This window comes from Oxalicibacterium flavum, assembly GCF_014635065.1.
Lineage (GTDB): Bacteria > Pseudomonadota > Gammaproteobacteria > Burkholderiales > Burkholderiaceae_D > Oxalicibacterium > Oxalicibacterium flavum.
Map to the genome: position 1 here is coordinate 113,123 of NZ_BMCG01000005.1, position 21,796 is coordinate 134,918.

Sequence of the window (21,796 nt, forward strand, 5' to 3'; positions counted from 1 at the left end):
TCATGTTCGGCAAGAAAGCCAAGAGCACCATCGACAGCCTGATCGGCGCCACCACCACGATTACCGGCGACGTCCACTTCAAGGGCGGACTGCGCATCGACGGCATCGTCAAGGGCGACGTGATCGCCGAGGCGGACGAGGTCAGCATGCTGGTCATTTCCGAACATGCGCGGGTCGAGGGCGAGGTGCGGGTCGCGCACCTGCTGGTCAATGGCGAGATCGTCGGACCGGTGATATCGTCGGCGCTGCTTGAATTGCAGCCGAAAGCCCGCATAACAGGGGATGTGACCTACAAGGCGCTGGAGATGCACGGCGGAGCGATCGTCTCCGGCAAGCTGACCCATGATGTTCTGGAGCAACCCGTCCTGAAACTGGCCAGCCCGGCCGTCGCGGCAAACAACACGTGAAATCGCGACTGGGTCTATAATGGATCAACGTTTTCCAGCAGGAGTCTGAAATGAATGCAATTGCCGAAATGCCAGCACCGATCAAGTTCAGCGACAGCGCTGCAGCCAAGGTCGCAGAGCTGATCGAGGAAGAGGGCAACCCGGATCTGAAACTGCGCGTGTTCGTGCAGGGCGGCGGTTGCTCGGGCTTCCAGTACGGTTTCACCTTCGACGAGATCACCAACGAAGACGACACCACCATGACCAAGAACGGCGTACAGCTGCTCATCGATTCGATGAGCTATCAGTACCTGGTCGGTGCCGAGATCGACTACAAGGATGATCTGGAAGGCGCGCAGTTCGTGATCAAGAATCCGAACGCGACGACGACCTGCGGTTGCGGTTCCTCGTTCTCCGCGTAAGTCTTTTCGTCCATAAAAAAAGCGCAGCTTCGGCTGCGCTTTTTGTTTGTCCTTCGCCTGCAGCGGCGAGCGCATAGGGAAGAAATCAGGCCGGATACAGCGCGCCCAGAATGCGCAGGCCTTCGGCGCCGGTGACGGCCGGCATGTTGGCTGGCTGCTTGGTATCGAAGCGCTGTGCCAGCCAGGCGAAGGCGAGGGCCTCGATTTGGTTCGGTGCAATGCCGAGCGTGGCGGTCGAGGTCACGACGATATCCGGGCGATGCAGCTTGAGTGAAAAATAGATCAGCGTCATCAGGTAGCTGTTGAACGCGCCGCCGCCGCAGACATAGACGGTGCTGGTGTTCGGCGCGTACTGCCTGATGGCGTCGCTGATGGTGGTGGCGGTGAAGACGGTCAGCGTCGCCTGTACGTCGGCGCTCGCGATGCCCGGGAATTCCTCGAGCCGCTCGGCCAGCCATGCCGGATGGAACAGGTCGCGGCCGGTGCTCTTGGGCGGCGGCAGCGACAGGAAGGGTTCCTCGCGCAGGCGCGCCAGCAATCCCGCATGCACCTTGCCGGTCTTGGCCCATTCGCCGCCTTCGTCGTAGGCGCGGCCGTCGTGCTGTGCGATCCAGGCGTCGAGCAGCACGTTGCCGGGACCGGTGTCGAAGCCGGTGACCGGCCGGCTCAGGTTGCCGGGCAGGATGCTGATGTTGGCGATGCCGCCGATGTTGACCACCACGCGATCCTCGCCCTGCTGCGCGAACAGCGCATGATGGAAGGCCGGCACCAGCGGCGCGCCCTGGCCGCCGGCGGCGATGTCGCGGCTGCGGAAGTCGGCGATGACGTCGATGCCGGTCAGTTCGGCCAGCAATGCCGGATTGTTGGTCTGGCGCGAATAGCCGGCGTCAGGGCGGTGGCGCACTGTCTGGCCATGCACGCCGATCGATTCCACCTGCTGCATCGAGATGCCCGCCTGCTGCAATACGGCGCTCACGCATTCGGCATACTGCTCGACCAGCCGGTTGGCGGCCAGCGCCTCGCGATGGATTTCGTCGGGGCCGCTAGATTGCAGCGCCAGCAGTTCGGAGCGCAGTTCGGCCGGAAACGGAATGTGGGCTGTGCCAAGGGTTTCCTGCAGCGCGCCGGTATCGTTGGCGAAGGAGGCGACGACGCCGTCAACGCCGTCGAGGCTGGTGCCTGACATCAGGCCGATGTAATAGGAAGCTGCGGGAGCGGTTGCGGGATCGGGAGTGGACATAAAAAAACCGTTTGTGTGGATGGAAGCATTGTAAGGTACTTCCTTCCAGACAAACGGTTTGCGCCGCCGTTCAATCGCGGCGGATATTTCCTGTTATCGCGCGGCGACGCGCATGTTGGCATTCTCCGGTGTCAGCAGCGCAAAGCGATGCTGCATGGACGACGCCACTTCGCGGAATTTCTTCATCTGCGCGACATTGAGCGGCTGCGCGTTGGGTACGTCGATCGACATCGGATCGCGCGCGACATTGTTGACGCGGAATTCGTAATGCAGATGCGGGCCGGTGGCCCAGCCGGTCGAACCGACGTAGCCGATCACCTGGCCTTGCGAAACCTTGGTTCCCTTGCGCATGCCGCTGACGAAGCGGCTCATGTGGGCGTACAGCGTCGAATAATTGTTCCAGTGCTTGATCGTCACCACGTTGCCGTAGCCGCGCTGGGTGCCGACGAAGTCGATCACGCCATCGCCCGAGGCACGGATCGGCGTGCCGGTGGCAGCCGCAAAGTCGACGCCCTTGTGTGCCTTCCACTGGCCCGAGATCGGATGGCGGCGCATCGAGAAGCCGGACGAGATGCGGCTGAACTCGAGCGGTGACTTGAGGAAGGCCTTCTTCAGCGACTTGCCGTCGAAGCTGTAATAGCCGCCGCTTTTGGCCGAATCCTCGAACCAGACCGATTGGTAGACGCTGGAGCCGTTCATGAATTCGCCTGCCAGCACGCGTCCGGCGTGCACATACTCGCCATTCTGCCAGTAGGTTTCATAGACCACGTTGAAGCGGTCGCCACGGCGCAGGTCGGAGGCGAAGTCGATGTTGGTGGAGAACATGTCGACGATCTGCGTCGCGATGTTGTCGGGAATCTGCGCCACGTCGGTAGCGGCGAACAGCGAGGAGCGGATCACGCCCGAGCGCATCTCGATACGCTTTTCCATCACGCCAGGGGTTTGCTCGGCCTTGAAGCCGTCTTCGTTGCGCGTGATGACGACATTGGAAACCGATTCGTTGCGGCCTTCGATCACCACGCTGCTCAACTGCTGGAGCTCGCCGTCGGCATTGACGTGCGCCTGCACGCGCTTGCCCGGCTTGAGCTGCATCACGCTGCGCGCGACCGGATCGGATTTGATGAAGGAGGCGGCATTGGCGTCGTCAACACCAAGGCGCTGCAGCAGCGTGGCGAGCGTGTCGCCCGAACGCACGCGTTCTTCGCTGACGTAATTCGTTTGTGCGGCATCGAGGGCCGCAATCTGTTCTGCCAGGTGCGGCAGCTCGAGTTCTTCGGAAATGGCCCGTACCGGCAGGTCTTCGGCATCGGGTGCCATCGGGGCAACGCCGGCGGCGCCGAAGGCGCACAAGGCCAGCAGCAGGGCGGAAGCGGAAACAATGCGCGTTTTGCGCGAGGAACCGATGAGAAGATGTTTTCTGGCCGAGCTTGCGCTCAGGAATTTATTTAATGTGAACATGCAATAAGTTAAAATCAGCCGCTTGTTCAGTGCTCTTGTTTTGCTTTTATCGATAAAGGTAACGGCAAGGTTGAAAAATCGTTGGAACAAGAATCAACGGGCATTGTACCGATTTCTGCTTTTCCTACACCCCTTTCTTACAATTTTTTCCCCAACATGGACGTTTCTCCTACAAATCCGCCAGGCGCCTCGTTGCCGCTCTCCGACGCTGTCCAGCAGGCCCTCGCGGTCACGAAACGCGGTGTTGAAGAATTGCTCATCGAATCCGAGTTCGTCCAGAAGCTGGTACGTGCCGAACAGACCGGCACACCGTTGCGGATCAAGTTCGGAATGGACCCCACGGCGCCCGATCTGCACCTCGGTCATACGGTCGTCCTGACCAAGCTGCGTCAGTTGCAAGATCTGGGCCACACGGTGATCCCGCTGATCGGCGACTTCACGACCACCATCGGCGACCCGTCCGGACGCAACAGCACCCGCCCGCCGCTGACGCGCGAGCAGATCGAGGCGAATGCGGCCACCTACTTCGATCAGTTGCGCCTGGTGCTGGACCTCGAGCGAGCCGAAGTCCGCTACAACTCCGAGTGGTGCGACCCGCTGGGTGCGCGCGGCATGATCCAGCTGGCAGCCAAATATACGGTCGCCCGCATGATGGAGCGTGACGATTTCAGCAAGCGCTTCAAGTCGAACCAGTCGATCTCGGTGCACGAATTTCTTTATCCGCTGATGCAGGGCTACGACTCGGTTGCGCTCAAGAGCGACCTCGAACTCGGCGGCACGGACCAGAAGTTCAACCTGCTGGTCGGCCGTCATCTGCAGCAGGAATACGGGCAGGAGCCGCAGTGCATCCTGACCATGCCGCTGCTCGAAGGCCTGGACGGCGTCGAGAAGATGTCCAAGTCCAAGGGCAACTACATCGGCATCACCGAGCCGGCCAACACCATGTTCGCCAAGATCATGAGCATTTCCGACGTCATGATGTGGCGCTACTACGAACTGCTGTCGCTGCGTTCGCTGGACGAGATCGCGCAGTTCCGCCGCGAGGTCGAGGGCGGTCGCAATCCGCGCGACATCAAGGTGTTGCTGGGTCAGGAGATCGTCGAGCGCTTCCACTCGCGCCAGGCGGCCGAGGAGGCGCTGGCCGATTTCGTCAACCGCTCCAAGGGCGGCATCCCGGACGAGATTCCGGAAGTCGCGCTGTCCGGCGCGCCGCTCGGCATCGGCCAACTGCTCAAGCAGGCCAATCTGTGCGCCTCCACTTCGGAGGCGCTGCGCATGGTCGAGCAGGGCGGCGTGCGTATCGACGGTGCAACCGTCAGCGACAAGGCGCTCAAGGTGGATGCCGGCACGCTGGTGGTGCAGGTCGGCAAGCGCAAGTTCGCGCGCGTGACGCTCTCGTAAGAAACCCATCGTGATCGGATTGCTGCAGCGTGTGACGCAGGCCGGCGTCGTGGTCGGCGGCGACACCGTGGGCGCCATCGGCCGCGGCATGATGGTGCTGGTCTGCGCCGAGCGCGGCGATACCGAACGCGAAGCCGATGCACTGCTGAAGAAATTGCTCGGCTATCGCGTGTTTCCCGATGCGGCCGGCAGGATGAACCTCAGCGTGGCGGATACTGGCGGCGGCCTGTTGCTGGTGCCGCAGTTCACGTTGGCGGCCGATACACGCTCGGGCACGCGCCCCTCCTTCACGCCGGCTGCCGCGCCGGCCCAGGCCAGCGCCTTGTTCGACCACTTCGTGTCGCAGGCGCGCACGCTGCACGGCGAAGTTGCCTGCGGTCGTTTCGGCGCCGACATGCAGGTTGCGCTGGTCAACGACGGGCCGGTGACGTTCTGGCTGCAGGTCGCGCCCGCGGCCTTGGCGTGATTGCCGGATTGTCCAGTCGCTTGCTCGTGTGCCCGATGCCGTTAAAATGGAAAGCTATCGCACAGCAGACAACGAGGACGAGATGAAGCTCTGGAGTGACTCCTTCAAGGACGGCGCCGCCATTCCCGGCGAGTTCGCCTTTTGCGTGCCGGACGCCGCCAATCACGTTGCCATGTCGGCCAACCGCAATCCCCATCTTGCGTGGCAGGACGTGCCGCCGGCCACGCGTTCGCTGGCGCTGATCGTGCACGATCCGGACGTGCCGTCGCGCGGCGACGACGTCAACCAGGAAGGCCGCAGCGTGCCGGCCGATCTGCCGCGTGTCGATTTCTTCCACTGGACCCTGATCGATTTGCCGCCGTCGCTGACGCAGATCGCGGCCGGCAGCTTTGCCGACGGCATCACGCCGCGCGGCAAGTCGGGCCCGGAGATCGCCGATGCGCCGGTGGATGGTCGCCCGCGCCACGGCATCAACGACTACACCGGCTGGTTCGCGCAGGACAAGGACATGGCCGGCAGCTACTTCGGCTACGACGGCCCGTGCCCGCCGTGGAACGATGCGATCGCGCATCGCTACGTCTTCACGCTCTATGCGCTCGACATTCCGCGCGTACCGGTCGAAGGGGATTTCACCGGCGCGCAGGTGCGCGAGGCGATCGCTGGCCACGTGCTGGCCGAGGCCGCGCTGACCGGCTGGTATTCGCTCAACCCGGCCGTGAAAGTGTGACAGAAAGAGTGAAGGACAGCGTGACCGAACTGATCCTGATCCGGCATGGCGAAACCGACTGGAACGTCGAGAAGCGCCTGCAGGGTTTTCACGACATTCTGCTCAATCCCGAAGGGGAGCGGCAGGCGCGCGCGCTCGGCGTGCGCCTGAAGGACGAACCCATCGATGCCATCTATTCGAGCGACCTGCAGCGCGCCTTCCTGACCGCGCAGGCGATCGCCGAGGTGCGCGGCATGCCGATTCTGCCGGAGCGGGGTTTGCGCGAACGCTGCTTTGGCGCCTTCGAAGGCTTCCTGCATCCGGAACTGGCCGAACGCTATCCCGACGACTATGCCGCGCTGCAGCGGCGCGACGTCGATGTGCGCTATCCGCGCGGCGAGTTCGAGTGCGAGACCTTGACCGAATTCAACGCGCGCGTGCTCGACTGCGTGGCGCGCATCGCCAGGAGCGGCCATCGGCGCGTGCTGCTGGTCACGCATGGCGGCGTGCTCGATACCGTCTATCGCCGTGCCACCGGCATGGCGCTCAACCTGCCGCGCTCCTTCGCGGTGCTCAACGCCAGCCTCAACCATGTCGCGTGGAATGGCGACGAGGTGGCAATTCTCAAATGGGCCGACGTCGATCATCTGGCGCAGCCTGCACGCGACGAGATCGACCGCGTGCGCTGAGCGCTGGAAGAACTATGCATTTCGGCAACAATTGTCATGCCGGCATGCTGTGGTTTTGCAGTACGCGCGGGCGCAAGCGGGGTGTTGAGCCCCGCCGGAAGCGGATAGAATGACGCTTTCCCCCGATTTTCCCTCCGCCGTGAAGCTAGGTCCCCATACGCTTGCCAACAACGTCTTCGTCGCGCCCATGGCCGGCGTGACGGACCGGCCGTTCCGCCAGTTGTGCAAGCAGCTCGGCGCGGGCTATGCGGTGTCCGAGATGGCGGCTTCCAACTCGCGGCTGTGGGCCACCGAGAAATCGGCGCGCCGCACCAATCACGAAGGCGAGATGGAACCCAAGGCGGTGCAGATCGCCGGCGCCGATCCCGCCATGCTGGCCGAATGCGCGAAGTTCAACGTCGCGCGCGGCGCGCAGATCATCGACATCAACATGGGCTGCCCGGTCAAGAAGGTCTGCAACGCCTGGTGCGGCTCGGCCCTGCTGCAGCACGAAAGCCTGGTGGCCGAGATCCTGCAGGCCGTGGTGTCGGCCGTCGATGTGCCGGTCACGCTCAAGTTCCGCACCGGCTGGGACCGCGCCCACAAGAACGCCTTGCAGATCGCGCGCATCGCCGAAGACAGCGGCATTGCCATGCTGACGCTGCACGGCCGCACGCGTGCCGACGGCTACAGCGGCGAGGCCGAATACGACACCATTGCGGCGGTCAAGGCGGCGGTCTCGCTGCCGGTGGTCGCCAACGGCGACATCGACACGCCCGAGAAGGCGCGCTTCGTGCTCGACGTCACCGGCGCCGATGCCGTCATGATCGGCCGCGCCGCGCAGGGCCGGCCGTGGATCTTCCGCGAGATCGATCACTACCTGCGCACCGGCACGCACCTGCCGCCGCCGACGGTGGCCGAGGTGCGCGCCCTGATGGACGAACACCTGCGCGCGCACTATGCGTTCTACGGCGATTACCTGGGCGTGCGCACCGCGCGCAAGCACATCGGCTGGTACGTGCGCGACCTGATCGGCGGCGAGGATTTCCGCCGCGGCATGAACCGCATCGAGGATTGCGACGCGCAGCGCGCGGCCGTCGATGCCTTTTTCGAATTGCAGCTCACGCATGGCGAGCGGTTACAATATCGTCCCGCCGAAGAAAGACTGGCGGCCTGAGTCACGGACCGAAAATCACGACCGACGCGCGGCCGCCCCACAACGACAACCGGCATACCGAATACGCAAGCCTAAAGCCATGAGCAAAGACAACATCCAAGAAGTCGTCAAGAAAAGCCTGGAAAAATACTTCCGGGATCTTGGCGAACAGACGCCTTCGAATGTGTATGAAATGGTGGTGTTCACGGTCGAGCGTCCGATTCTGGAAGCAGTCATGGCGCGCGCCGAGGGCAACCAGTCGCATGCGGCCGACATGCTCGGCATCAATCGCAACACGCTGCGCAAGAAACTGCAGCAGCACGACCTGCTGTAATCCCGCGAACGCGACTTTCCGCCGGCGCGGAAAGGAATAACGCAAGCGCCGGTTGCTGTTCGTCGTGCGCCGTACCCTTGCGTTATTCATTCAAACCGATTTGCCATCATGACCCAACAAGCTCTCCTTTCCGTTTCCGACAAGACCGGCATCCTCGAATTCGCGCAGGGCCTGCATGCCCTGGGCATCAAACTCCTTTCGACCGGCGGCACCGCCAAGCTGCTGGCCGACGCCGGCCTGCCGGTGACGGAAGTGGCCGACCATACCGGCTTTCCGGAAATGCTCGACGGCCGCGTCAAGACGCTGCATCCCAAGATCCACGGCGGCCTGCTGGCGCGCCGCGACGTGCCGGCTCACATGGCCGCGCTTGCGCAGCACCAGATCGCCACCATCGACCTGCTGGTGGTCAACCTCTATCCGTTCGAGGCGACCGTCGCCAAGCCCGGCTGCACGCTGGAAGACGCGATCGAGAACATCGACATCGGCGGCCCGGCCATGGTGCGCTCCGCCGCCAAGAACTGGAAGGACGTCGGCGTGCTGACCGATGCCTCGCAATACGGCGTGGCGCTGGCCGAGCTCAAGGCCGACGGCAAGCTGTCGAACAAGACCAAGTTTGCTTTCTCGGTCGCCGCCTTCAACCGCATCGCGCAGTACGACGCGGCCATCAGTAACTACCTGTCGAACGTGACCGAAGGCACCGATCTGGCTGTCGGCAATGCCGCGCCCGCGCTCGGCGCCTTCCCCGGCCAGAGCAACAGCAGCTTCGTCAAGCTGCAGGACCTGCGCTATGGCGAGAACCCGCACCAGGACGCCGCCTTCTACCGCGACCTGTACCCGGCGCCCGGTTCGCTGGTCACCGCCACACAATTGCAGGGCAAGGAACTCAGCTACAACAACATCGCCGATTCCGACGCCGCGTGGGAATGCGTCAAGACCTTCGAGGCGCCGGCCTGCGTCATCATCAAGCACGCCAATCCGTGCGGCGTGGCGGTCGGAGCCGATGCGCTCGATGCCTACAGCAAGGCGTTCAAGACCGATTCCACCTCGGCCTTCGGCGGCATCATCGCCTTCAACACCGTGCTCGACGGCGCGGCCGCCGCCCAGGTTGCGCGGCAGTTCGTCGAAGTGCTGATCGCGCCCGGCTACACGCCCGAAGCGCTGGAAGTCTTCAAGGCCAAGACCAATGTGCGCGTGCTGGAAATCCCGCTCGACGGCGTCAAGCGCGACGGCAAGAATGCATGGGAACGCGGCCTCAACAGCCACGACGTCAAGCGCGTCGGTTCCGGCCTGCTGGTGCAGACCGCCGACAACCACGTGCTGACGCGTGCCGACCTCCAGGTCGTGACCAGGCAGCAGCCTACCGAACAGCAACTCGACGACCTGCTGTTCGCCTGGAATGTGGCCAAGTTCGTCAAGAGCAATGCCATCGTCTATTGCGCCGGCGGCATGACGCTGGGCGTGGGGGCCGGCCAGATGAGCCGCGTCGATTCGGCGCGCATCGCCTCGATCAAGGCGCAGAATGCCGGCCTCTCGCTGCAGGGTTCGGTGGTCGCCAGCGATGCCTTCTTCCCGTTCCGTGATGGTCTCGACGTGGTGATCGACGGCGGCGCCACCGCCGTGATCCAGCCGGGAGGCAGCGTGCGCGACCAGGAAGTCATCGATGCCGCCGACGAGCGCGGCGTGGCGATGGTGTTCACCGGCGTGCGTCATTTCCGCCACTGATCGCAACGAACGCACTTCCATGAAAATCCTCGGCATCGATCCCGGCCTGCGCACTACCGGCTTCGGCGTGATCGAGCGCCAGGGCAGCAAGCTCGCCTACATCGCCTCCGGCACCATCAAGACGCCGGACGCCGATCTGCCGCAGCGCCTCAAGGTGATTCTCGGCAGCGTGTCGGAAGTGGTCGCCACCTACCGGCCCGACTGCGCGGCGATCGAAAAGGTATTCGTCAACGTCAACCCGCAATCGACCCTTTTGCTTGGACAGGCGCGCGGTGCCGCGATTTGCGGCCTGGTCGGTGCCGGCCTGCTGGTGGCCGAATACACGGCGCTGCAGGTCAAGCAGGCGGTGGTTGGCCACGGCAAGGCGCAGAAGAGCCAGGTGCAGGACATGGTGCAGCGCCTGCTGCAATTGTCCGGCCTGCCCGGCACCGATGCCGCCGATGCCCTGGGCGTCGCGATCTGCCATGCGCACAGCGGCGATACGCTGGCGACGCTGGGCACGCTGGCGCCCGAACTGGCGAAGAAGGGTTTGCGCGTGCGTGGCGGCCGGCTGGTCGGCTAGCCGCGCGCGCCTTGTCTTGTTTTCTTCTTTAGGGTCGTCACGATGATAGGTCGTCTTTCCGGCATTCTTCTCGAAAAAAATCCGCCGCAACTGCTGATCGACTGCAATGGCGTCGGCTACGAAGTCAACGTGCCGATGAGCACCTTCTACAACCTGCCGGGCCTCAACGAAAAGGTCGTGCTGCTCACGCATCTGACGGTGCGCGAGGATGCGCACATCCTGTTCGGCTTCGGTTCGCAGGAAGAGCGCCACGTGTTTCGCGAACTGGTCAAGATCAGCGGCATCGGTGCGCGTACCGCGCTGGCGATCCTGTCCGGCATGTCGGTGGCCGACCTGTCGCAGGCGATCACGCTGCAGGAAGCCGGCCGCCTGACGCGCGTGCCCGGCATCGGCAAGAAGACTGCCGAACGCCTGCTGCTGGAACTCAAGGGCAAGCTCGGTGCCGATATCGGTGCCGGCGCAGCGGCCGCCAGCGATACCTCGTCCGACGTCCTGAACGCGCTGCTGGCGCTCGGCTATTCCGACAAGGAAGCGCTGCTGGCGATGAAGCAGGTACCGGCCGGCAGCAGCGTGTCGGACGGGATCAAGGTGGCGTTGAAGGCCTTGTCCAAGGCATGATTTCCGGCGGAGTTGAGATCGAGGCGAGCGCAAGACGCCAAGCCGCAGACAGTATGAAAGTTCGGCAAGGCGAAGCAACGCGGTCATCGCTTTAATTTCAACGCCGCTACCACGCTACAATGCAGGCATGAGCATCCAGACCGACGATTTCAGCGAACAGCGCATCATTGCGGCCACGCCCGTTTCCCCCAACGAAGAAGCGATCGAGCGCGCCTTGCGGCCGCGCCAGCTCGACGAGTACGTGGGCCAGGAAAAGGCGCGCGGCCAGCTCGAGGTGTTCATCGCGGCGGCGCGCCAGCGGCGCGAGGCGCTCGACCATACGCTGCTGTTCGGCCCGCCGGGCTTGGGCAAGACCACGCTGGCGCACATCATCGCGCGCGAGATGGGCGTCAACCTGCGCCAGACCTCGGGCCCGGTGCTCGAGCGCGCCGGCGATCTGGCCGCGCTGCTGACCAATCTCGAAGCCAACGACGTCCTGTTCATCGACGAAATCCATCGCCTGTCGCCGGTGGTCGAGGAAATCCTCTACCCGGCGCTCGAGGACTACCAGATCGACATCATGATCGGCGAAGGACCGGCCGCGCGTTCGGTGCGGCTCGATCTGCAGCCGTTCACGCTGGTCGGCGCCACCACGCGCGCCGGCATGCTGACCAATCCGCTGCGCGACCGCTTCGGCATCGTCGCCCGCCTCGAGTTCTATACGCCGCAGGAGCTGACGCGCATCGTCACGCGCAGCGCGGCGCTGCTCAATGCGCCGATCGACGACGAAGGCGCGTTCGAGGTCGCCAAGCGCAGCCGCGGCACGCCGCGCATCGCCAACCGCCTTCTGCGCCGCGTGCGCGACTATGCCGAGGTCAAGGGCTCGGGCCGCATCACCAAGGCCATGGCCGATGCGGCGCTGGTCATGCTCGACGTCGATCCGGTCGGCTTCGACCTGATGGACCGCAAGCTGCTCGAAGCCATCCTCTTCAAGTTCAACGGCGGCCCGGTCGGGCTCGACAACCTGGCGGCCGCCATCGGCGAGGAGCGCGACACCATCGAGGACGTGCTCGAACCCTACCTGATCCAGCAGGGCTTCCTGCAGCGCACGCCGCGCGGGCGCATCGCCACGCCGCAGGCCTACGCGCACTTCGGTGTCACGGCGCCGCAGTCGCAACCGACGGGCGACCTGTGGAGCGGGCAATGATCCGCCGCGTCCGTCTTGGCTGATCTTCCGCAGGCCGGTGCTGCCGGCATGCAGATCTGGGTGGATGCCGATGCCTGTCCGTCGGTCATCAAGGACGTCCTGTTCCGCGTCGCCGACCGGCTGCCGATTCACGTGACGCTGGTCGCCAACAAGCTGTTGCGCACGCCGCCGTCACGTTTCATCCATGCGATCCAGGTACCGGCCGGCTTCGATGTGGCCGACAACGAGATCGTTCGTCTGGCAAATGTCGGCGATCTGGTGATAACCGGCGACATTCCGCTGGCGGCCGACGTGCTGGAGAAGGGCGCCCACGCACTGAATCCGCGCGGCGAGTTTTATACGCAAGACAACATCCAGCAGATGCTGCGCATGCGCAGTTTCATGGAAGAACTGCGCAGCAGCGGCGTGGAAACGGGCGGGCCGGCTGCTTTTAGCCAGGCCGATACGCGCGCTTTCGCCAACCAGCTCGACCGTTTCATGGCGCGGCAGGCACGGCCCAAGGTCTGAAACATTGCCTGACGGCTCCAGCCATCTTTCCTGCCTGAAAATATTTCATCCGAACATCGGCTTTCGGCGAACGTTTGCTGCTTTGCAGGATTCAAAGCATGTGTAAAAATGTTGCGTCCCAAACAATGCCGGCTTTAACCATTCCCATCCCTTCTCCTTGCGCGAGCCCTTCATGCTGATGTCCACACAAGCCACCCGCTATGCACACCAGTTACTCGCCGCGCGTGCGCAATCGCAGCAGATTCCCTGCCTGAGCAGGGCCAACGACCTGTCGATCGCCGATGCCTACGACATCGCTCACAGCATCCTGAACATCCGCACCGCGCAGGGCGAAACCATGGTCGGCCGCAAGATAGGCTTCACCAACCGCAAGATATGGTCGCACTACGGCGAGCGCGAACCCATCAGCGCGCCGATGTGGGCGCCGATGTTCGACGATACGGTGCGTTTCGCCGAAGATAACCGTGGCGTGCAAAGTCTGGCCGGTGCCGTCCAGCCGCGCATCGAACCCGAGATCGTCTTCAAACTTGGCCGCGCGCCATCGGCCAGAGCCACGCTGGAAGAGGTCGCCGACTGCATCGAATGGATGGCGCATGCCTACGAACTGGTGGCCTGCCCATTCCCAGACTGGAAGTTCGAGGCAGCCGATGCGATTGCCGCCTTTGGCCTGCACGGCGCGCTGATCATCGGCGAGCCGCACGTGCTGTCGTCGGCCACGCGCGCCAACCTGCCGGACATTCTGACTGCCGCCAGCGTGTCGCTCTCGTACAGCGAAGGCGGTGAATTCACGCTGCACAGCGCCGGCTTTGGCAGCAACGTGCTCGACAGCCCGGTGCACGCCGTGCTGCAACTGCACCAGACGCTGCAGACGCAGCCGCAATTCGCGCCGCTGCAGGCCGGCGAACTGATCGCCACCGGCACCCTGACCGATGCGCATCCGATCAAGCCGGGACAGACTTGGTCGAGCGCCTTCTCTGGCCTGACGCTGCCGGGGCTGACGCTGTCCTTCGTCTGAAGCCAGACTGTTCCGTACCCAGACCGCCGGACGCATCGCTGCCCCGGCGGTTTTGTTTAGGCGAGGTGCCGTACGGAACCTATCGTTTTTCCCTGCGATCATCTGAGTAAGCCGCCAGCCATGGCGGCACGGGAGACAACAAGGCATGAGCAACGAGGCAGATGCGTGCGCGGTAGTGACAAAGGCAGCGGTGGAGGACGTGGACAACGATCCATGGCCGCTTGCGGTCGCGACCTATAACATTCACAGCGCGATCGGTACCGACGGCCGCTTCGATCCGCAACGCATCGCCGGCGTACTGCAGGAAATGAATGCCGACGTCATCGCGTTGCAGGAAGTCCCGCTCGGCGACAGCCGCCGCGAAAACGTGCTCGCGATTCTGCAGCAAGCCACAGGCTATCACGCCGTCGAAGGCCCTACCGAAGAGCACGACCATCGGCGCTACGGCAACGCCGTATTGAGCCGCTATCCGATCCTCTGCACGCGCACCATCGACCTCTCCTTTGGCAGCCGCGAACCGCGCGGCGCGCTCGATGCCGACCTCGATTGCCCCGGCCATCCGCTGCGCGTCATCGCCACGCACCTGGGTTTGCGCCCGGCCGAACGGCGCGACCAGATCAGGCGCCTGTTGCAGGCCTTTGATACCGACACCATGCCCGTGATCCTGATGGGCGACGTCAACGAATGGTTCGTCTGGGGCCGGCCGCTGCGCTGGTTGATCTCGCATTTCGAGGCGGTACCGGCGGTCAAGACCTTTCCCTCGCGCTGGCCGCTGTTTGCGCTGGACCGCATCTGGATCAGCCCGCGTCGGCGTCTATTGCGGATTCAGGTGCATGCGACGCCGCTGGCGAGGGTGGCGTCGGATCATTTGCCGTTGATTGCGCATATTGATGGGTGATGGTCGAATGTGCGTTTAGCGTAATTCTTATATCTATGCCTTAAGGATTCTCCACAAGGCTGCGAGAGCTTCTGCTTATTAGTTGTTGAGCGAGTGTTGAGAGTGGCTTATTAGGAAAGCCAAGGTGTACTTATTAAGATATGCTCTTGAAGAGAGCTTTATAAAATTTCTCATTTGGCGGTAGTGTGGGTTTGTTGCCTGCGATATGCCAAGATGAGGGGTAGCCAAACTCAACGTTGCGAATAGAACATATAGCAATAAACATCGCTAAAACTAGATATCGATTGAGGGAGCGTTATGACAGTTAATTCCATACCCATTCGTCAATTATTAGGTCGAGTGGCCGAAGGGGAGGTTCGTATCCCAGCATTCCAACGTGAATTTGTTTGGGAACCTGATAGGGTGCAGTTCCTGATGGATAGTATCTATAAAGGCTATCCAATTGGAACGTTACTTTTTTGGCGAACTCGTGAAAAGCTTCAATCAGATCGTGACCTTGGACCATACGTCCTTCCAGAACCCAAAGAACAATATCCCATTGACTATGTACTCGATGGACAACAGCGGCTGACTTCTATATTTGCAGTTTTTCAAACAGAATTGAAACAGGCTGAAAACCCAAAGGTAGATTGGGTGGATGTCTATTTTGATATACATGCAAATGCTGATGCGCAGGACTCGCAATTTCTAGCTTTACGCCCTGATGAGGTAGATGAAACTCGTCATTTTCCTTTGAACGTTCTGTTTGATGTAACTGCATATGGTGCGCGAGTTCGAAAATTGAATGAAGAAGAGGCCAAACTAATTGACGATCTACAGAACCGATTCAAGGAAGCGCAGATACCTGTAGAGACTATTGAAACCGATGATCATTCAAAAATCGCAATTGTCTTTGAGCGCGTCAATCGGGGTGGTGTGCCATTGGACACTTATCAGCTCCTTGCAGCATGGACATGGAGTGGCGAATTCGACCTTCGTAACAAGTTTGATGATCTCGCAGCAGAGCTAGACGATGGAGGATATGGCGAGATCGGTAATGACCCTGATTTGCTATTGAAATGTGCGGCTGGAGTAATCAGCAATGATAGTTCAGCGCACGCGGTAGTGGCTTTGAAAGGTAGTGATGTTCGTGATCAGTTTCCCAAGCTGACTGTCGGTATAAAAGGGGCAGTAGAGTTTTTGCAGAAGCAATGCGGGGTTGTTTCTCTCAAAGTGCTTCCCTATAAATCAATGTTGATACCTCTCGTGAGGTTCTTCGCTACCGATAACGCTAACGGATATCATCCCGATGCAAAGCAACAGGCAACTCTGCGCGCGTGGTTCTGGATTAGTTGTTTTTCACGTAGGTATTCCAATAGTGTAAACACGTCATTAGATGCAGATATTAAAGCTGCAATATTATTGAGAGACAAAAAGGACTCAAGTCTTTTCGACTTGGTTCCGCCCAAAATTGTGCCTGAGTTCTTCCTTGATAACGTGTTTTCACTTACAGCAGTTAATACGAAGACATTCGTCTTGCTATTGGCATCTAAATTCCCTCGGTCATTTCTCTCTGGAGCAAACATTGATCTAGACGCGGTGCTGTTATCTTGTAACCGTACCGAGTTCCACCATATTTATCCCAAAAGCTACTTAGCGGATAAGTTGGGAATAATTAAGCGGGATGAGCAATTTCGTCTTGCTAACTTTGCGTTCTTGTCACAGACCGATAATCGGATTATCAAGAATAGACCACCGTCAGAATATGTCTCTGATATTCCCGGAGGAGGGTTAGACGATATTTTGACTCGTGCAATGATTCCAAAGGATTCGTTTAATGCATCTTATGAAGATTTTTGTCGAGGCCGTGCAGAGCTCTTGGCTCAGGAAGCGCTAGCACTTTGCAAGGTTTGACTAAGGACGCAGACAGAAAGTAGTTGAATATGGCATGTGAGGATATGTTGACGGGGTAGAACGAAACGATTTGATTTTGTTGTCTCGCGCATAAAACAAAGCGCAGGCTTTATAGCCTGCGCTTTTTTGTTGACGTAAGAAAGATTTACAGTTTGTCGAATTGCTCCCGTAACTTATCGAGCGTCGCCGAGAAATTCGCCACCCGTTCCTTCTCCTGCGCCACCACCTGCGCCGGCGCACGCGCGACGAAGCTTTCATTGGAGAGCTTGGTGTTGGCCTTGGCGATCTCGCCTTCCAGGCGCGTGATTTCCTTGGTCAGGCGTTCGCGTTCGGCGGCGATGTCGATCTCGACCTTGAGCATCAGCTTGGTGGTGCCGACGATGGAGACCGGTGCCGGCGATTCCGGCAGTTGCGCGACGATTTGCACTTCCGACAGTTTGGCCAGCGATTGCAGGTAGGGCGCGAAGCCTTGTGCGCGTGTTGCGTCGACCGCTTCCACGATCAGCGGCACGCGCTGCGCTGGCGACAGTTGCATCTCGCCGCGCAGGTTGCGGCAGGCGTCGGTCAGCGCTTTCAGTTCGGCCATCCATTGCTCCGAACTTTCGTCGATCTTCTTCGGCTGCGATTCCGGGTACTTCTGCAGCATGATGGTGTCGCCGGCCGGGTTGAGCTTGATGCCGGTCAGCGGCGCGACGGTCTGCCACAGTTGTTCGGTGATGAACGGGATGATCGGATGCGCGAGGCGCAGGATGGTTTCCAGCACGCGCAGCAGCGTGCGGCGCGTGGCGCGCTGCTGTGCTTCGGTGCCGGTCTGGATCTGCACCTTGGCGACTTCGAGGTACCAGTCGCAGTATTCATCCCAGATGAACTGGTAAATGGACGAGGCGATGTTGTCGAAACGGTAGTCGGCAAAGCCCTTGGCGACATCGGCCTCGACACGCTGCAGCAGCGAGACGATCCAGTAGTCGGCCTGCGAGAAGTCGGTGTAGCCGTCGGGCGCGCAGTCGCCGGGGCCGCAGGGCGCGTCGCGGAAGCCGCAGTCTTGGCCTTCGCAGTTCATCAGCACGAAGCGCGTGGCATTCCACAGCTTGTTGCAGAAGTTGCGGTAGCCTTCGGCGCGGCCGAGGTCGAAGTTGATGTTGCGGCCAAGCGAGGCGTAGCTTGCCATCGTGAAGCGCAGCGCGTCGGTGCCGTAGGCGGCGATGCCGTTGGCGAATTCCTTGCGCGTGACTTTCTCGATGCTGGCGGCCTGTTTGGGATTCATGAGGCCGGCAGTGCGCTTGGCAGCCAGTTCATCCACGCTGATGCCGTCGATGAGGTCGATCGGGTCCAGCGTGTTGCCCTTGGACTTGGACATCTTCTGGCCGCTGGAATCGCGCATCAGGCCGTGCACATAGACGGTCTCGAACGGCACCTTGCCGGTGAAGTGCGCGGTCATCATGACCATGCGCGCGACCCAGAAGAAGATGATGTCAAAGCCGGTGACCAGCACCGACGATGGCAGGAAGGTCTTGAGGTCGGGCGTTTCTTCCGGCCAGCCGAGTGTGGAGAAGGGCACCAGCGCCGAGGAGAACCAGGTGTCGAGCACGTCGTCGTCGCGTTTCAGGGCTTTGCCGCCGGCCTGCGCCTGTGCTTCTTCCTCGCTGCGCGCGACGTAGATGTTGCCGGCGTCGTCGTACCACGCCGGGATCTGGTGGCCCCACCAAAGCTGGCGCGAGATGCACCAGTCTTGGATGTTGTTGAGCCACTGGTTATAGGTGGTGGTCCAGTTCTCGGGGATGAACTTGATCTCGCCGCTGGCGACCTTGTCGAGCGCGACTTCGGCGATCGACTTGCCCGGGTTGTACGTGCCTTCGGGCGCAGCCTTGCTCATGGCGACGAACCACTGGTCGGTCAGCATCGGTTCGATGACGACGTTGGTGCGGTCGCCGCGCGGCACCATCAGCTTGTGCGGCTTGACCTGTTCCAGCAGGCCTTGTGCCTCGAGGTCGGCGACGATCTGCTTGCGTGCCGCGTAGCGGTCCATGCCGCGATAGGCGGTGGGCGCGTTGTCGTTGATCCTGGCGTCCAGCGTCAGGATGCTGATCTGTTCGAGCTTGTGGCGCTGGCCGACCGCGTAGTCGTTGAAGTCGTGCGCCGGCGTGATCTTGACGCAGCCGGTGCCGAAGTTCTTGTCCACGTACTCGTCCGTGATCAGCGGAATCGTGCGTCCGCACAGCGGCAGCGTCAGTTGCTTGCCGACCAGCGCTGCATAGCGCTCATCCGTGGGATCGACCGCGACCGCGACGTCGCCCAGCATGGTTTCCGGACGCGTGGTGGCGACCACGATGAAGTCGCGCTCTTCCCATTCGGTGGCCTTGCCGTCTTCATCGAAGGCGATCGGAAACTTGTAGTTGGTACCGTCCGCCAGCGGATAGCGGATGTGCCACATGTGGCCGTCTTCTTCTTCCGACACGACCTCGAGGTCGGACACCGCAGTGCCGAGCACCGGGTCCCAGTTGACGAGGCGCTTGCCGCGGTAGATGAGGCCCTGCTCGTAGAGGCGTACGAAGACTTCGGCCACGGTCTTGGAGCGCGGCGCGTCCATCGTGAAGTATTCGCGGCTCCAGTCGGCCGAGGCGCCAAGGCGGCGCATCTGGCCGGTGATGGTGGAACCGGATTTTTCTTTCCACTCCCAGATTTTCTCGAGGAATTTTTCGCGGCCGAGGTCGTGACGCGAAATCTTTTGCGCGTCGAGCTGGCGTTCGACCACGATCTGGGTCGCGATGCCGGCGTGGTCGGTGCCCGGAATCCATGCCGTGTTGTAGCCGCGCATGCGGTAGTAGCGCGTCAGGCCGTCCATGATGGTCTGGTTGAAGGCGTGGCCCATGTGCAGCGTGCCGGTCACGTTCGGCGGCGGCAGCTGGATGCTGAAGGCGGGCTTGTCGGCGTCGGTGGTGGCGGTGAAATATCCGCGTTTTTCCCATTCGGACCGCCAGAAGGCTTCAATGTCGGCGGGGTCGAAAGACTTGGCTAATTCCATGATGGTGAGAGAATTGGATCGAATCGAGCATTATAGAGGACAACTGCGAGGACAAAGGCGTGGACGGGGATGCGCAGCGGTGTCTTCAAGGCGTAGCGGCACGCGGATTGGCCGGGGCGCTGCTGGGCCGGCGAATTGGCCTTGGGCGGGTAAATGCGGGTAAAATTCCTGTCTTTGCCGGCCGTTCGGACGCGTGGCGATGTTTTTCTGATATCCATGCGGCGCGATGCGGATCGGTCCCTGTTTTTCGTTGGAACGAGAAGTCAATGATGGAAATCGAATTGAACGGTGCAGCCCACAGCGTGGACGCCGGTCTCAATGTGGAAGGCCTGATCGCTTCCCTGTCTCTGGCGGGCAAGGCGGTGGCGGTCGCCATCAATCGTGAGGTGGTGCCGCGCGCGCAATGGCAGGAACGCCAGTTGCAGCCGGCCGACCGCGTTGATGTCGTGCGGGCCATCGGCGGCGGCTGAGCCGCTTCGCAACTGTCCGCAGCATTCCGGTTTATCCAGACATCCTTGCCCCGTGCGGCATGCGAGCGCGCCGTGCCCGGCGCACACATCCTAATCAACCATGCCCTAGTGACCACTTCCAGGAATCAACATGTCGTCGTTTGAAGATACCCAACTGACCATTGCCGGCAAGGCCTACCGTTCGCGCCTGCTGGTTGGCAGCGGCAAGTACAAGGACCTCGCGCAGACGCGCGAAGCAAGCCTCGCCAGCGGCGCAGAAATCGTGACGGTGGCGATACGCCGCGTCAACATCGGCCAGGACCCCAATGCACCGAGCCTGCTCGACGTGCTGCCGCCGTCCGAATTTACTCTGCTGCCCAACTCCGCCGGCTGCTACAACGCCGCCGACGCCGTCTATACGCTGCAGCTCGGCCGCGAAATCCTCGGCGGCCACAAGCTCTGCAAGCTAGAAGTGCTGGGTGACGAAAAGACCCTGTTCCCCAACATGCCGGAAACGCTCAAGGCAGCGGAGACGCTCGTCAAGGACGGCTTCGACGTCATGGTCTATTGCAGCGACGACCCGATCCAGGCAAGGATGCTCGAAGACATCGGCTGCGCTGCCATCATGCCGCTGGCCTCGCTGATCGGCTCCGGCATGGGCATCCTCAATCCGTGGAACCTCTCGCTCATCATCGAACAGAGCAAGGTCCCGGTCATCGTTGACGCCGGTGTCGGTACTGCCAGCGATGCCGCGATCGCGATGGAACTCGGCTGCGACGGCGTGCTGATGAACACCGCGATTGCCGGTGCACAGGACCCGGTACGCATGGCACACGCCATGAAGCTCGGCATCGATGCCGGCCGCAACGCTTTCCTCGCCGGCCGCATCGCCCGCAAGTTCGCTGCCTCGCCATCGTCGCCGATGGCCGGGCGTGTGGTGTAACCCTGAAAACGACGGACAACAGAAGAGACATGAGCAACCACTATTCGACTTCGCTGAAAGGCCTCTACCTCGTCACGCCCGATTGGGACGATACGCGTAAGCTGCTCGAAATCACCGAGCTCGCGCTCAAGGGCGGCGTCAGCCTGCTGCAGTACCGCCACAAGACGGCCGATGCCGCGCAGCGCCAGGAACAGGCCGAATGCCTGCTGGCACTGGCGCGCAGCTACAAGGTGCCGTTCATCATCAACGACTATGTCGAGCTGTGCCTGAGCCTGGATGCGGACGGCATCCATGTCGGTGGCACCGATACCGCGGTGGCGGAAGTGCGGCGCCAGATCGGCCCGGACAAGATTCTCGGTTCCTCGTGCTACGGCAGCCTGGAACTCGCGCACGCGGCGCAGGAAGCCGGTGCCAGCTACGTCGCCTTCGGCGGCTTCTATCCATCCAAGGTGAAGAAGTATCCGGTCACCACGCCGGCCACCATCGTCACCGACTGGAAGCAGCAGGGCAAGGTGCCGAGCGTGGTGATCGGCGGCATGTCGCGCGAGAATTCGGCACCGCTGGTCGCCAATGGCGCCGACATGGTGGCCGCCATCAGCAGCGTCTATCTGGCTGGCGATCCGCAGGCCGCCGCGCGCGGGTTCACGACGCTGTTCGACTGATCGTCGTTTCGGCAATTGCAAAGCGGGCAGCGCGGCAGGGCGCTTCCCGCTTTTTTCATTTCCTTCTTTCCTTCGGTGCCGG

General features: G+C 61.7%; 22 protein-coding genes. 19 read left to right on the forward strand and 3 right to left on the reverse strand.

The genetic code is table 11. The annotated features are described in order from the left end of the window. Positions 1 to 2 precede the first annotated feature (2 nt). Together IEV38_RS12700 and erpA are read left to right on the forward strand one after the other, a co-directional pair. Complete coding sequence (locus tag IEV38_RS12700; protein ID WP_188396628.1) at positions 3 to 407, forward strand: bactofilin family protein; 405 nt, start codon at positions 3 to 5, stop codon at positions 405 to 407. A 50-nt stretch (positions 408 to 457) separates the two neighbouring features. Beyond that, the gene (gene erpA / locus IEV38_RS12705) at positions 458 to 808 is read left to right on the forward strand and encodes an iron-sulfur cluster insertion protein ErpA (protein ID WP_188396630.1); all 351 of its coding nucleotides are present in this window, start codon (positions 458 to 460) and stop codon (positions 806 to 808) included. 85 nt (positions 809 to 893) lie between these two features. Here erpA and IEV38_RS12710 read toward each other — a convergent pair whose 3' ends face one another. Both IEV38_RS12710 and IEV38_RS12715 read right to left on the reverse strand, forming a co-directional pair. After that, positions 894 to 2,048: an anhydro-N-acetylmuramic acid kinase gene (locus tag IEV38_RS12710; RefSeq protein WP_188396632.1), complete on the reverse strand. Its 1,155-nt coding sequence runs from the start codon at positions 2,046 to 2,048 to the stop codon at positions 894 to 896. Between the two features lie 93 nt (positions 2,049 to 2,141). Beyond that, complete coding sequence (locus IEV38_RS12715) at positions 2,142 to 3,506, reverse strand: M23 family metallopeptidase (RefSeq protein ID WP_188396634.1); 1,365 nt, start codon at positions 3,504 to 3,506, stop codon at positions 2,142 to 2,144. A 156-nt stretch (positions 3,507 to 3,662) separates the two neighbouring features. Between IEV38_RS12715 and tyrS the strand changes: the two genes are divergently transcribed. The 14 genes from tyrS to IEV38_RS12785 all read left to right on the forward strand — a co-directional run bounded on the left by tyrS (position 3,663) and on the right by IEV38_RS12785 (position 16,638). Then, positions 3,663 to 4,907 carry a tyrosine--tRNA ligase gene (gene tyrS, locus IEV38_RS12720; protein WP_188396636.1) on the forward strand — a complete coding sequence of 415 codons (1,245 nt, stop codon included), beginning with the start codon at positions 3,663 to 3,665 and terminating at the stop codon, positions 4,905 to 4,907. Between the two features lie 10 nt (positions 4,908 to 4,917). Further along, entirely contained in the window at positions 4,918 to 5,373 is a 456-nt protein-coding gene (gene dtd / locus IEV38_RS12725) for a D-aminoacyl-tRNA deacylase (protein ID WP_188396638.1), read from the forward strand. Positions 5,374 to 5,455: 82 nt separating this feature from the next. Next, on the forward strand, positions 5,456 to 6,100 hold the full coding sequence (locus tag IEV38_RS12730; protein WP_188396640.1) for a YbhB/YbcL family Raf kinase inhibitor-like protein: 645 nt from the start codon (positions 5,456 to 5,458) through the stop codon (positions 6,098 to 6,100). A gap of 20 nt (positions 6,101 to 6,120) precedes the next feature. Beyond that, entirely contained in the window at positions 6,121 to 6,768 is a 648-nt protein-coding gene (locus IEV38_RS12735) for a histidine phosphatase family protein (protein ID WP_188396642.1), read from the forward strand. A gap of 139 nt (positions 6,769 to 6,907) precedes the next feature. Beyond that, positions 6,908 to 7,924: a tRNA dihydrouridine synthase DusB gene (gene dusB, locus IEV38_RS12740; RefSeq protein ID WP_188397037.1), complete on the forward strand. Its 1,017-nt coding sequence runs from the start codon at positions 6,908 to 6,910 to the stop codon at positions 7,922 to 7,924. A gap of 79 nt (positions 7,925 to 8,003) precedes the next feature. Further along, entirely contained in the window at positions 8,004 to 8,237 is a 234-nt protein-coding gene (locus tag IEV38_RS12745; RefSeq protein ID WP_188396644.1) for a Fis family transcriptional regulator, read from the forward strand. Positions 8,238 to 8,345: 108 nt separating this feature from the next. After that, on the forward strand, positions 8,346 to 9,959 hold the full coding sequence (purH, locus tag IEV38_RS12750; RefSeq protein WP_188396646.1) for a bifunctional phosphoribosylaminoimidazolecarboxamide formyltransferase/IMP cyclohydrolase: 1,614 nt from the start codon (positions 8,346 to 8,348) through the stop codon (positions 9,957 to 9,959). 19 nt (positions 9,960 to 9,978) lie between these two features. Then, complete coding sequence (gene ruvC / locus IEV38_RS12755) at positions 9,979 to 10,521, forward strand: crossover junction endodeoxyribonuclease RuvC (RefSeq protein WP_188396648.1); 543 nt, start codon at positions 9,979 to 9,981, stop codon at positions 10,519 to 10,521. 42 nt (positions 10,522 to 10,563) lie between these two features. After that, a complete protein-coding gene (gene ruvA, locus IEV38_RS12760; RefSeq protein ID WP_188396650.1) occupies positions 10,564 to 11,139 on the forward strand; it encodes a Holliday junction branch migration protein RuvA in 576 nt (191 codons plus the stop codon). Between the two features lie 127 nt (positions 11,140 to 11,266). Further along, positions 11,267 to 12,325, forward strand: coding sequence for a Holliday junction branch migration DNA helicase RuvB (gene ruvB, locus IEV38_RS12765; RefSeq protein WP_188396652.1), 1,059 nt, complete (start codon positions 11,267 to 11,269; stop codon positions 12,323 to 12,325). Positions 12,326 to 12,373: 48 nt separating this feature from the next. Next, positions 12,374 to 12,832: a YaiI/YqxD family protein gene (locus IEV38_RS12770; RefSeq protein ID WP_188397039.1), complete on the forward strand. Its 459-nt coding sequence runs from the start codon at positions 12,374 to 12,376 to the stop codon at positions 12,830 to 12,832. A 172-nt stretch (positions 12,833 to 13,004) separates the two neighbouring features. Continuing rightward, the gene (locus tag IEV38_RS12775; protein ID WP_188396654.1) at positions 13,005 to 13,847 is read left to right on the forward strand and encodes a 2-keto-4-pentenoate hydratase; all 843 of its coding nucleotides are present in this window, start codon (positions 13,005 to 13,007) and stop codon (positions 13,845 to 13,847) included. Between the two features lie 145 nt (positions 13,848 to 13,992). Then, positions 13,993 to 14,745, forward strand: coding sequence for an endonuclease/exonuclease/phosphatase family protein (locus tag IEV38_RS12780; RefSeq protein WP_188396656.1), 753 nt, complete (start codon positions 13,993 to 13,995; stop codon positions 14,743 to 14,745). Positions 14,746 to 15,042: 297 nt separating this feature from the next. Further along, entirely contained in the window at positions 15,043 to 16,638 is a 1,596-nt protein-coding gene (locus IEV38_RS12785) for a DUF262 domain-containing protein (RefSeq protein ID WP_188396658.1), read from the forward strand. Between the two features lie 145 nt (positions 16,639 to 16,783). On the opposite strand, the gene IEV38_RS12790 is transcribed toward IEV38_RS12785, so the two are convergent. Next, positions 16,784 to 19,660, reverse strand: coding sequence for a valine--tRNA ligase (locus tag IEV38_RS12790; RefSeq protein WP_188396660.1), 2,877 nt, complete (start codon positions 19,658 to 19,660; stop codon positions 16,784 to 16,786). Between the two features lie 269 nt (positions 19,661 to 19,929). On the opposite strand from IEV38_RS12790, the gene thiS reads away from it, so the two are divergent. The 3 genes from thiS to thiE all read left to right on the forward strand — a co-directional run bounded on the left by thiS (position 19,930) and on the right by thiE (position 21,714). After that, the gene (gene thiS, locus IEV38_RS12795) at positions 19,930 to 20,130 is read left to right on the forward strand and encodes a sulfur carrier protein ThiS (RefSeq protein ID WP_188397042.1); all 201 of its coding nucleotides are present in this window, start codon (positions 19,930 to 19,932) and stop codon (positions 20,128 to 20,130) included. Positions 20,131 to 20,260: 130 nt separating this feature from the next. Then, positions 20,261 to 21,052: a thiazole synthase gene (locus tag IEV38_RS12800; protein ID WP_188396663.1), complete on the forward strand. Its 792-nt coding sequence runs from the start codon at positions 20,261 to 20,263 to the stop codon at positions 21,050 to 21,052. Between the two features lie 29 nt (positions 21,053 to 21,081). Then, positions 21,082 to 21,714, forward strand: a complete 633-nt coding sequence (gene thiE / locus IEV38_RS12805) for a thiamine phosphate synthase (protein ID WP_188396664.1) — start codon at positions 21,082 to 21,084, stop codon at positions 21,712 to 21,714. Positions 21,715 to 21,796: the final 82 nt, after the last annotated feature.

Bases quoted from the DNA above. Each gene is read 5' to 3' on its own strand.
- IEV38_RS12700 (WP_188396628.1), top strand. From the start codon at position 3: ATGTTCGGCAAGAAAGCCAAGAGCACCATCGACAGCCTGATCGGCGCC.
- erpA (WP_188396630.1), top strand. From the start codon at position 458: ATGAATGCAATTGCCGAAATGCCAGCACCGATCAAGTTCAGCGACAGC.
- IEV38_RS12710 (WP_188396632.1), bottom strand. From the start codon at position 2,048: ATGTCCACTCCCGATCCCGCAACCGCTCCCGCAGCTTCCTATTACATC.
- IEV38_RS12715 (WP_188396634.1), bottom strand. From the start codon at position 3,506: ATGTTCACATTAAATAAATTCCTGAGCGCAAGCTCGGCCAGAAAACAT.
- tyrS (WP_188396636.1), top strand. From the start codon at position 3,663: ATGGACGTTTCTCCTACAAATCCGCCAGGCGCCTCGTTGCCGCTCTCC.
- IEV38_RS12730 (WP_188396640.1), top strand. From the start codon at position 5,456: ATGAAGCTCTGGAGTGACTCCTTCAAGGACGGCGCCGCCATTCCCGGC.
- IEV38_RS12745 (WP_188396644.1), top strand. From the start codon at position 8,004: ATGAGCAAAGACAACATCCAAGAAGTCGTCAAGAAAAGCCTGGAAAAA.
- purH (WP_188396646.1), top strand. From the start codon at position 8,346: ATGACCCAACAAGCTCTCCTTTCCGTTTCCGACAAGACCGGCATCCTC.
- ruvC (WP_188396648.1), top strand. From the start codon at position 9,979: ATGAAAATCCTCGGCATCGATCCCGGCCTGCGCACTACCGGCTTCGGC.
- ruvA (WP_188396650.1), top strand. From the start codon at position 10,564: ATGATAGGTCGTCTTTCCGGCATTCTTCTCGAAAAAAATCCGCCGCAA.
- ruvB (WP_188396652.1), top strand. From the start codon at position 11,267: ATGAGCATCCAGACCGACGATTTCAGCGAACAGCGCATCATTGCGGCC.
- IEV38_RS12770 (WP_188397039.1), top strand. From the start codon at position 12,374: ATGCAGATCTGGGTGGATGCCGATGCCTGTCCGTCGGTCATCAAGGAC.
- IEV38_RS12775 (WP_188396654.1), top strand. From the start codon at position 13,005: ATGCTGATGTCCACACAAGCCACCCGCTATGCACACCAGTTACTCGCC.
- IEV38_RS12780 (WP_188396656.1), top strand. From the start codon at position 13,993: ATGAGCAACGAGGCAGATGCGTGCGCGGTAGTGACAAAGGCAGCGGTG.
- IEV38_RS12785 (WP_188396658.1), top strand. From the start codon at position 15,043: ATGACAGTTAATTCCATACCCATTCGTCAATTATTAGGTCGAGTGGCC.
- IEV38_RS12790 (WP_188396660.1), bottom strand. From the start codon at position 19,660: ATGGAATTAGCCAAGTCTTTCGACCCCGCCGACATTGAAGCCTTCTGG.
- thiS (WP_188397042.1), top strand. From the start codon at position 19,930: ATGGAAATCGAATTGAACGGTGCAGCCCACAGCGTGGACGCCGGTCTC.
- IEV38_RS12800 (WP_188396663.1), top strand. From the start codon at position 20,261: ATGTCGTCGTTTGAAGATACCCAACTGACCATTGCCGGCAAGGCCTAC.
- thiE (WP_188396664.1), top strand. From the start codon at position 21,082: ATGAGCAACCACTATTCGACTTCGCTGAAAGGCCTCTACCTCGTCACG.